Origin of the sequence: Bradyrhizobium sp. AUGA SZCCT0169, from assembly GCF_018130085.1 — a bacterium.
Classification (GTDB): domain Bacteria; phylum Pseudomonadota; class Alphaproteobacteria; order Rhizobiales; family Xanthobacteraceae; genus Bradyrhizobium.
This window is the reverse complement of sequence record NZ_JAFCMC010000032.1, coordinates 73,711-82,524: the sequence shown is the minus strand read 5'-3', so window position 1 is coordinate 82,524 and position 8,814 is coordinate 73,711. Positions and strand designations below refer to the sequence as shown.

General features: G+C 64.3%; 5 protein-coding genes. All 5 read right to left on the bottom strand.

The window, feature by feature from the left end; all coding sequences use genetic code 11:
* Nucleotides 1-396: 396 nt before the first annotated feature.
* Nucleotides 397-2,550, bottom strand: a complete 2,154-nt coding sequence (ligA, locus tag JQ609_RS27370; protein ID WP_212276003.1) for an NAD-dependent DNA ligase LigA — start codon at nucleotides 2,548-2,550, stop codon at nucleotides 397-399.
* 15 nt (nucleotides 2,551-2,565) lie between these two features.
* Nucleotides 2,566-4,239: a DNA repair protein RecN gene (gene recN / locus JQ609_RS27365; protein WP_212276002.1), complete on the bottom strand. Its 1,674-nt coding sequence runs from the start codon at nucleotides 4,237-4,239 to the stop codon at nucleotides 2,566-2,568.
* Nucleotides 4,240-4,351: 112 nt separating this feature from the next.
* The gene (locus tag JQ609_RS27360) at nucleotides 4,352-5,251 is read right to left on the bottom strand and encodes an outer membrane protein assembly factor BamD (RefSeq protein WP_212211574.1); all 900 of its coding nucleotides are present in this window, start codon (nucleotides 5,249-5,251) and stop codon (nucleotides 4,352-4,354) included.
* A 346-nt stretch (nucleotides 5,252-5,597) separates the two neighbouring features.
* Nucleotides 5,598-6,551, bottom strand: coding sequence for a UDP-3-O-acyl-N-acetylglucosamine deacetylase (gene lpxC / locus JQ609_RS27355; RefSeq protein ID WP_212211575.1), 954 nt, complete (start codon nucleotides 6,549-6,551; stop codon nucleotides 5,598-5,600).
* A gap of 352 nt (nucleotides 6,552-6,903) precedes the next feature.
* The gene (ftsZ, locus tag JQ609_RS27350; RefSeq protein WP_212211576.1) at nucleotides 6,904-8,697 is read right to left on the bottom strand and encodes a cell division protein FtsZ; all 1,794 of its coding nucleotides are present in this window, start codon (nucleotides 8,695-8,697) and stop codon (nucleotides 6,904-6,906) included.
* Nucleotides 8,698-8,814 lie beyond the last annotated feature (117 nt).

Here is an 8,814-nt window from a genome sequence, read left to right as displayed (position 1 = left end):
TGCCAGGACCACACGGTTTTGCCGTACGCTTATCCACGCCGTCGTCTCAGCGTAAACCAGCGTCCACCGCAACCCGTCCAACGTCCGTGACGACGGCCGACGCCCTTCTGAGTAGGACGGGATGGCGATAGATGCGCACTGATTTGGGTCGGCCAACAACAGAAATATTTTTGATTTACGGAAATTTTCCACTTGACACGATTTCCGCAAATCAGAATTGATTTGCCCGTCGGGTCGTTTTGTCGCATCTCTCTCCGTCATTGCGAGCCAACGGGTCGCGCGAATGCGCGCCCGATGACAGGCTCCGCGAAGCAATCCATTCCTCGGCTGGGCGCGCCATGGCTTGCTTCGCTGCGCTCGCAATGACGCGGAGAGGACGACGTCCAAATCAAGCTGTCATTCCCCGATCAGCGCCAGCCACTCGTCTTCCGTCAGCACGGCCACGCCCAGCTCACGCGCTTTTGTCAGCTTCGACCCGGCATCCTCGCCGGCGACGACATAGTCCGTCTTCTTCGACACCGAGCCCGCGACCTTGGCGCCGAGCCGTTCCGCCACCGCCTTGGCTTCGTCGCGGGTGAATTTGGTCAGCGAGCCCGTGAACACCACGGTCTTGTCCGAGACCGGCGAGCTCTTGCGCGGCCGCTCGGCCGCCTTCACCTCGATCTCGCCCAGGAGTTCGCCGAGCGCCTTCACATTGCGCGGTTCGGCAAAGAACTCGACAACAGCTTCAGCCACGATTTCGCCGATACCGCCGATATTGTTGAGGTCCTGATAGGCCTCGGTGGTGTTCTCGTCATCCTTCGTGCCCTTGGCGGCCGCCAGCATCGCCTCGCGAAAATGATCGATCGTGTGGTAATGCCGCGCCAGCAATTTGGCATTACCCTCGCCGACATGGCGAATACCGAGCGCGAAGATCAGGCGATGCAGATCGATGCTGCGGCGGGCGTCGATCGCGTTGAACAGATTGCGCACCGAGGTCTCGCCATAGCCCTCGCGTTGCATCAGCTTGCTGGTGGAGCGGGCGTCGCGCTTCTGCAGCGTGAAGATGTCGACCGGCGACATCACGAGGCCCTCCTCGTAAAACTCCTGGATCTGCTTGTCGCCGAGGCCGTCGATATCGAACGCCAGCCGTGAGACGAAATGCTTCAGCCGCTCTGTCGCCTGCGCCGGGCAGATCAGGGCGCCGGTGCAGCGCCGCACGGCCTCATCTTCCTCGCGTACCGCATGGCTGCCGCACACCGGACAAACGTCCGGAAACTTGTACGGTTTTGCGTTCTTCGGCCGCTTGTCCATGACGACGCTGACGACCTGCGGGATCACGTCGCCGGCGCGCTGAACGACGACGGTGTCGCCAATGCGCAGGTCGACGCCGTCGCGGATCGGGTTGCCGTCGTTGCCGATGCCCTTGATGTAATCCTCATTGTGCAGCGTCGCGTTGGAAACAACGACACCGCCGACCGTGACCGGCTCGAGCCGCGCCACCGGGGTCAGCGCGCCGGTGCGGCCGACCTGGATGTCGATGCCGTTGAGGATCGTGGTCGCCTGCTCGGCCGCGAATTTGTGCGCGATCGCCCAGCGCGGGCTGCGCGACACGAAGCCGAGGCGATCCTGCCAGTCGAGCCGGTCGACCTTGTAGACCACGCCGTCGATATCGTAACCGAGCGTGGCGCGCTCCTCGCCGATCCTGCTGTAGAATTTGAGAACGTCATCGACATTCTTGCAAAGCTCGGTCCGCGGGTTGACGACAAAGCCGGCTTTGTCCATCCACTCCAGCATGCCGTGCTGCGTGTCGGCCGGCCGCTCGCTCATCTCACCCCAGGTATAGGCAAAGAATTTCAGCGGCCGCGACGCGGTGATCGAAACATCCTTCTGGCGCAGCGAGCCCGCCGCCGAATTGCGCGGATTGGCGAACACCGTGTCCTCGGCTTCCGCCTGCTTCTTGTTCAGCTCGAGAAAATCCTTCTTGAGCATGTAGACTTCGCCGCGCATTTCGCAGGCCGCCGGAATGTTGCGGCCCTTCAGGGTGTGCGGGATATCCTTGATGGTGCGGACATTGGCGGTGACGTCCTCGCCCGTAAAACCGTCGCCGCGGGTGGCGGCGCGGACCAATTCGCCGTCCTCGTAGCGCAGCGACAGCGACAGGCCGTCGATCTTCGGCTCGGCGACCAGCGCCGGAATATGGTCGGCATCGAGCTTGAGAAAGCGCCTTATGCGATCGACGAATTCGGTGACGTCCTCGTCGCTGAAGGCGTTGCCGAGCGACAGCATGGGAACGGCGTGCTGCACTTTTGCGAACCCACGCGCCGGTGCGGCGCCGACCTTTTGCGTCGGCGAATCCTTGCTGACGAGATCGGGAAACTTCGCCTCGATCGCAACCAGCCGCTGACGCAGCGCGTCGTAATCCGCATCCGACACGGTCGGCGCGTCCTTCTGGTAGTAGCGCTCGTTATGGGCCTCGATCTCCAGCGAAAGCCTGACATGCTCGATCTTGGCCTGGGCCTTGGTGAGCTTGGCGACGTCAACGAGCGGCTTCTTTGCTTTTACAGCCATCGCACCACGCCGCCTTCACGCCGTCGCCGCGCGCAGCAGCCGGTCGGCGGCGGCGCGGGCTTCCGCGGTGATCTCCGCCCCCGCCAGCATCCGCGCGATTTCCTCGCGGCGGTGGTCGGCGGCGAGCGCGTTGACGCGGGTGGCGACGCGCTTGCCCTTGTCCATCGCGTCCTTGGAAATCAGCAGATGATGGTTGGCTCTCGCGGCGACCTGCGGCGCGTGCGTCACCGCCATGACCTGGACCTTGCCGGCAAGCCGCGCCAGCCGGGCACCGATCGCGTCCGCCACCGCACCGCCGACGCCGGTATCGATTTCGTCAAACACCAGCGTGGGCGCCGAGCCGCGGTCGGACAGCACCACCTTGAGCGCCAGCAAGAAGCGCGACAGCTCGCCGCCGGAGGCGACCTTCATCATCGGCCCCGGCTTGGTGCCGGGATTGGTCTGGACCCAGAACTCGACGCGATCGATACCCTGCGGGCCGGGCGATGCGGCGTCGGTTTCGACCTGCGCCGTGAATTTTGCACGTTCCAGTTTCAGCGGCGCCAGCTCGGCGTTGACGGCCTTGTTGAGCTTTTCCGACGATTTGGTGCGGGCGGCGGAGAGTTTGGTTGCTGCCGCGGCATAGCGCTTGTCGGCTTCATCGGCGGCGGCTTCCAGCTTCTTCAATTGGTCCGCGCCGGCATCGATCAGCGCGACGTCGGAGGCATATTTCGCGGCCAGCGCGGCCAGCCCCTCGACCGGTGTCGAATATTTGCGCGATGCGGCGCGGAGCGCGAACAGGCGCTCCTCGATCCGCTCCAGCTCGGCCGGATCGAAATCGGCGGCAATCAGCGCGGCGCTGAGATGCTGATCGGCCTCCTCCAGCGCGTTGATCGCGATATCGATCGCCTTGACCGCGGGCTCGACCAGCGCCGGCGAATTGGCGGCACGGCGTTCCAGCCGCCGCACCGCGGCCGCCAGCGCCGGCACCGGCGAATGGTTGCCGCCGACGGCCTCCTGCGCCTCGCGCAGGTCACTGGCGATCTTTTCGCCCTGCATCATCGTGGTGCGGCGTTCGGCGAGCTCGGTTTCCTCGCCTTCCCGGGGCCGCAGCGCTTTCAATTCGTCGGAGGCATGGCGGAGGTAGTCGGCTTCGCGGGCGGCGCGCTCCATGCCGGCGCGGTGGGCGTCGAGCGCCGTGTTGGCGGTGCGCCTGAGATCCCACAGCACCTCCAGCCCGGTCACGTCTTTTTCGAGCCCAGCGAAGGCGTCGAGCAGCTGCCGGTGGGTCGAGGCGTCGACCAGCGCGCGTTCGTCGTGCTGGCCGTGGATTTCGACCAGCGCGGCACCGACGGCTTTGAGCGTCTGCACGCTGATCGACTGGTCGTTGATGAAGGCGCGGGTGCGCCCGTCGGCGAGCTGCACGCGGCGCAGGATCATCTCGCCGGTGTCGTCGAGACCGTTTTCGGAAAGGATCTTTGCGGCCGGATGGCCCTTGGGCACATCGAAGGTGGCGGTGACCTGGCCCTGCTCCACGCCATGGCGGACCAGCCCGGCGTCGCCGCGGCCGCCGAGCGCCAGCGCGAAAGCATCGAGCAGGATGGATTTGCCCGCGCCGGTCTCCCCGGTCAGCACCGCGAGGCCACGGGAAAACTCGATATCGAGCCGTTCGATCAGGACGATGTCACGGATCGACAGACGCGCCAGCATGCGAACTAAATTCCCATAGCGTTTTCACGCGAAGTGGGTACCGGTTCGCATGAAGAAAACGCGTCGAATCAAAGACTAGAGCCCGGTTCTGATTTAATCAGAACCGATGGCTCTAGCCGAGACCCATCTTCTTGAAGGCCCTGGAAATATAGGACCCCTGATTCTCGCTCGGCTCGAGACCGCCGGACTTTACTAGATTATAGGCGTCCTTGTACCAGCGGCTGTCAGGAAAATTGTGCCCAAGGACGGCGGCGGCGGTCTGCGCCTCGCCGACGATGCCGATCGCTATGTAGCCCTCGGTGAGGCGAAACAGCGCTTCCTCGACATGGCGGGTGGTCTGATAGCGGGTGACCACGGTCTTGAAGCGGTTGATCGCCGCGGTGTAGTCGCGCTTTTTCATGTAATAGCGGCCGACATCCATCTCCTTGCCGGCAAGCTGGTCACGCCCGCCTTCGAGCTTGGCCTTGGCGCTGGTGGCGTATTCCGAGGTCGGATATTTGCGAATCACCTCTTCGAGCGCGGCGATCGCCTTTTCGGTGCGCCCCTGATCGCGCGAAATATCCGGGATCTGGTCATAATGCGAAGCGGCGATCAGGTATTGCGCGTAGGCGGCGTCGGGGCTGCCCGGATGCAGCGTGACGTAACGGGTCGCCGCGCCAATGCAGCCGTCATAGTCGCCGGCTGAGTAGAACGAGTATGCCGACATCAGCAGCGATTTGCGCGCATAGTCGGAATAGGGATGCTGCCGGTCGACCTCTTCGAATTTCTTCGTCGCCGCCTTCGCATCCTTGCGCTGGTTCATCAGGTACAAGCCCTCATTGTAGAGCTTGTCCGCGGGCTCCTCGATGAAGGTGTCGTCCTTGGCGGTAAACTTGTCCCACAGCGAACCGGTGCCGCATCCGCTCAAGGGGACGGCCAGCGCGATCAGGCCCGCCGCCAGCCGGAGCGACCGGGCTGCCCGATGAAGGCCGGAAAGTTTGCGTGATTCGAGCGTCATACGCTGTGCCGACATGGAATGTGAGACCTGACGCCTTTAACGCAGTTGGTAGCTACGCAGTTGGTAGCGGTGCGGTTGGTGGTTGAGCCCGTCCATCCATGAACCGCGATCATGAACGCAATATTCCCCGTGCCCCAATATCCCGTAGCGCCAACATTTGCAGCGCCCCGTCTTGCAACCGCGGGCCTATCTAGCCGAAAAATGGTCCTTAACCAACCGAATACGCAGGCATTTCGCCCGGATTAAGGCGGCAGGACATCATCGTTACCAATTGTGGTTACTACGGAAATCGGGATGGAAGCCGGAAAGCCGGCTTCAGGACATTTCGAAATCGAAAGTCAGGACATTTCGAAAACGAAAGTCAGGACACGTCCGGGCCATAGGCCGGGGCGACCATACCGCCGACCATGCCGGCGCCGGCTTCGACGCGGGGGCGGCGTGCCGGTTCGGCCTCGACCACCCGCCAGGCGCTGCGATCGGCCATCAGGGCCGTCAGCACCGCGTGGTTGAGCTTGTGGCCGCCACGGGACGATCGGTAGGCGCCGAGCAGCGGCAGGCCGGCCAGCGCGAGATCGCCGATCACGTCCAGCACCTTGTGGCGGGCGCATTCGTCGCTGTAGCGCAGGCCTTCGGTGTTGAGCAGACGGGTCTCGTCGAACACCACCGAATTCTCAAAGGACGCGCCGAGCGCGAAACCGGCGCTCCAGAGCCGCGCCACGTCATTCATGCAGCCGAAGGTCCGGGCGCGGGAAATCTCGCGGCGGAAGCTTTCGGGGTTCAGATCGAGCGAATAGCTCTGGCGGCCGATCACCGGATTGGCGAAGTCGATCTCGACCTCGGCGCGGAAACCGTTGGCGTGGGGGCGCAGCTCGCCAAAGGAATCACCGAGCGAGACCTGCACCGGCTTCAGCACCTGGATGAAGCGGCGCGCGGCGGATTGCGTCACGATGCCTGCCTGATCGATGGCGGCAACGAAGGCAGCCGCGCTGCCGTCCATGATCGGAACTTCCGGGCCGTCGACTTCGATGGTGGCGTTATCGACACCCATGCCCCGCAGCGCAGCAAGCACATGCTCGGCGGTGGAAACCAGCGGACCCTGGCGGTCGCCGAGTACGGTCGCAAAGTCGGTGGCAATCACGGATTCCGCGATCGCGGGAACTTCGCGGTCGGCATCGTCAAGACCGGTGCGGACAAAAATAAAACCTGCGTCGACAGGCGCAGGTCCGATGGTCAGATTTACCGGTATACCGGAATGAACGCCGACACCTGTCACGGTGGCTTGCGACCGAAGCGTTGTCTGACGGCTGAACTTCATTCGATAATCGCCCACTACCGACTTTACCAAAAGACAGGAACTGTTCGCTTTCGCGCCGAATCTGCTTCCGGTATCCCCAAGTCACGGCAGACCATAGTCACTGCCCCCTCGCGCACAACTCACGCTTTTTTACCGATTGTTACCCTATCTCTGCCGCATTCACGCCAAGGCTTAACCAAATTCCGGCGCGGTCCGGCCTCGTTCCGGCGGCCGCATCTGATCACGGAATTCATAATTAATCATTTAATATCAGTGGCTTGATAACGAAGCTGTGACGCCTCGCACGGCATAAGAAAAAGGCCCCGGCTGGTTCCGCCGGGGCCTTTTGGGTTGCCTGAATTGTAACAAAACCTCAGTTGGACTGCCGCCGGAGGAAGGCCGGGATATCAAGATGGTCGTCGCCCTGTGGCGCGGCTGCAACAGGTGCGGGGCGACCATGGACGTCCAGACCCTGCGGCGCCGGACGGCGGGCATACTCCGATACCGGCTCGTTACCCATTTGCTGAGCGACGGAACGCTGCGGCTTGCGCTCGGGGAGCGGCGCCATCGCCGGACCGGAGGCGCGGGCCGCGATCGGCGGCTCGCTCTCTTCGTCGCGGCGGCCGAGGCCGACATTGGCGAGGCGCTGCAGCAGCGACAACCGGGTCTTCTGCGGATGCTCTTCCTCCTGCTCGCCGCGGGCCTGCCGGATTTCGGCCTGGGCCGGCATCGGAAGGTCCTCGAACTTGGGCATCCGCGGGCTGCGGGCGGGCGGACGTTCGGCCGCCTGCGGGATGAAGGTCTCCGGCAGCATAGCCTGCGCTTCCGGCTCGGCGCGGGCCGCCTCGTTATGATCGGGGAACAGCGTCGGCTTCTGGGCAATCGGGCGAACCGTGACGTCGCCATAGGAGCCGGGCTGCAACGGCGCCTGGGCCTGCGGCACTTCCGGAGCGACGGCCGCGGCAATGGCCGCGAGCGCGGCGCGCTCGACGCTGTTGGACGCGCGCTGCTGCGGGGCGGCGGCGGGAACCGGGGGTGGCGCGGCCTGCTGGGCGGGGGCCTCGAGCTTCTGGGCGCGATCGGCAAGGCGCTGGTTGTCAGCACGCAGCCGTGCGGTGAGATCGGCCAGACGGGTGTCCGGCGTCGAGGCGGGCGCGTTGGTCACGACAGCGGCGGGCGCTGCCGCGTTGCGCGCGATCAGCGCCTGTTCGATGCCGGTGGCGACGACGGAGACGCGGATGACGCCGTCGAGGTTTTCGTCGAAGGTCGCGCCGACGATGATGTTGGCGTCCTGGTCGACTTCCTCGCGGATGCGGGTTGCGGCTTCGTCGACTTCGAACAGGGTCAGGTCCTTGCCGCCGGTGATCGAGATCAACAGGCCGCGGGCACCCTTCATCGATGAGTCGTCGATCAGCGGATTGGCGATCGCAGCTTCGGCCGCGGTCAGCGCGCGCTTCTCGCCGGTGGCTTCGCCGGTGCCCATCATCGCCTTGCCCATTTCCCGCATCACGGCGCGGACGTCGGCGAAGTCGAGGTTGATGAGGCCTTCCTTGACCATCAGGTCGGTGATGCAGGCGACGCCCGAGTAGAGCACCTGGTCAGCCATCGCGAAGGCGTCGGCGAAGGTGGTCTTTTCGTTGGCGACCCGGAACAGGTTCTGGTTCGGGATGATCAGGAGCGTGTCGACCACCTTGTGCAGCTCGGAAATGCCCGATTCGGCGGTGCGCATGCGGCGCTGGCCTTCGAAGTGGAACGGCTTTGTCACCACGCCGACGGTGAGGATGCCCATCTCGCGCGCGGTCTTGGCGATGACGGGGGCTGCACCGGTGCCGGTGCCGCCGCCCATGCCGGCGGTGACGAACACCATGTTGGCGCCGGTGAGATGATCGCGGAGCTCGTCGATGACCTCTTGCGCGGCGGCCGCACCGACATCGGGCTGCGATCCGGCACCCAGGCCCTGGGTCACTTGCGTGCCCATCTGCACGATGCGCTGGGCCTTGGACATGGTGAGCGCCTGCGCGTCGGTATTGGCGACGACGAAATCGACGCCCTGCAACCCGGCAGTGATCATGTTGTTGACGGCATTGCCGCCTGCTCCACCGACGCCGAAGACGGTGATCCGCGGTTTCAGCTCGCTGATGTCAGGGGGTGTCAGATTGAGTGCCATGGTTGCCTCTCGATTATTACGCGCGCGTTGGTTCGCCCCGGCCGACGGCCGCGGGAGTGGGTGCAGGAGTTGGTGCAGGAGTTCGTGAATGTGAATGTCGTTTGGTATGAAAACCGG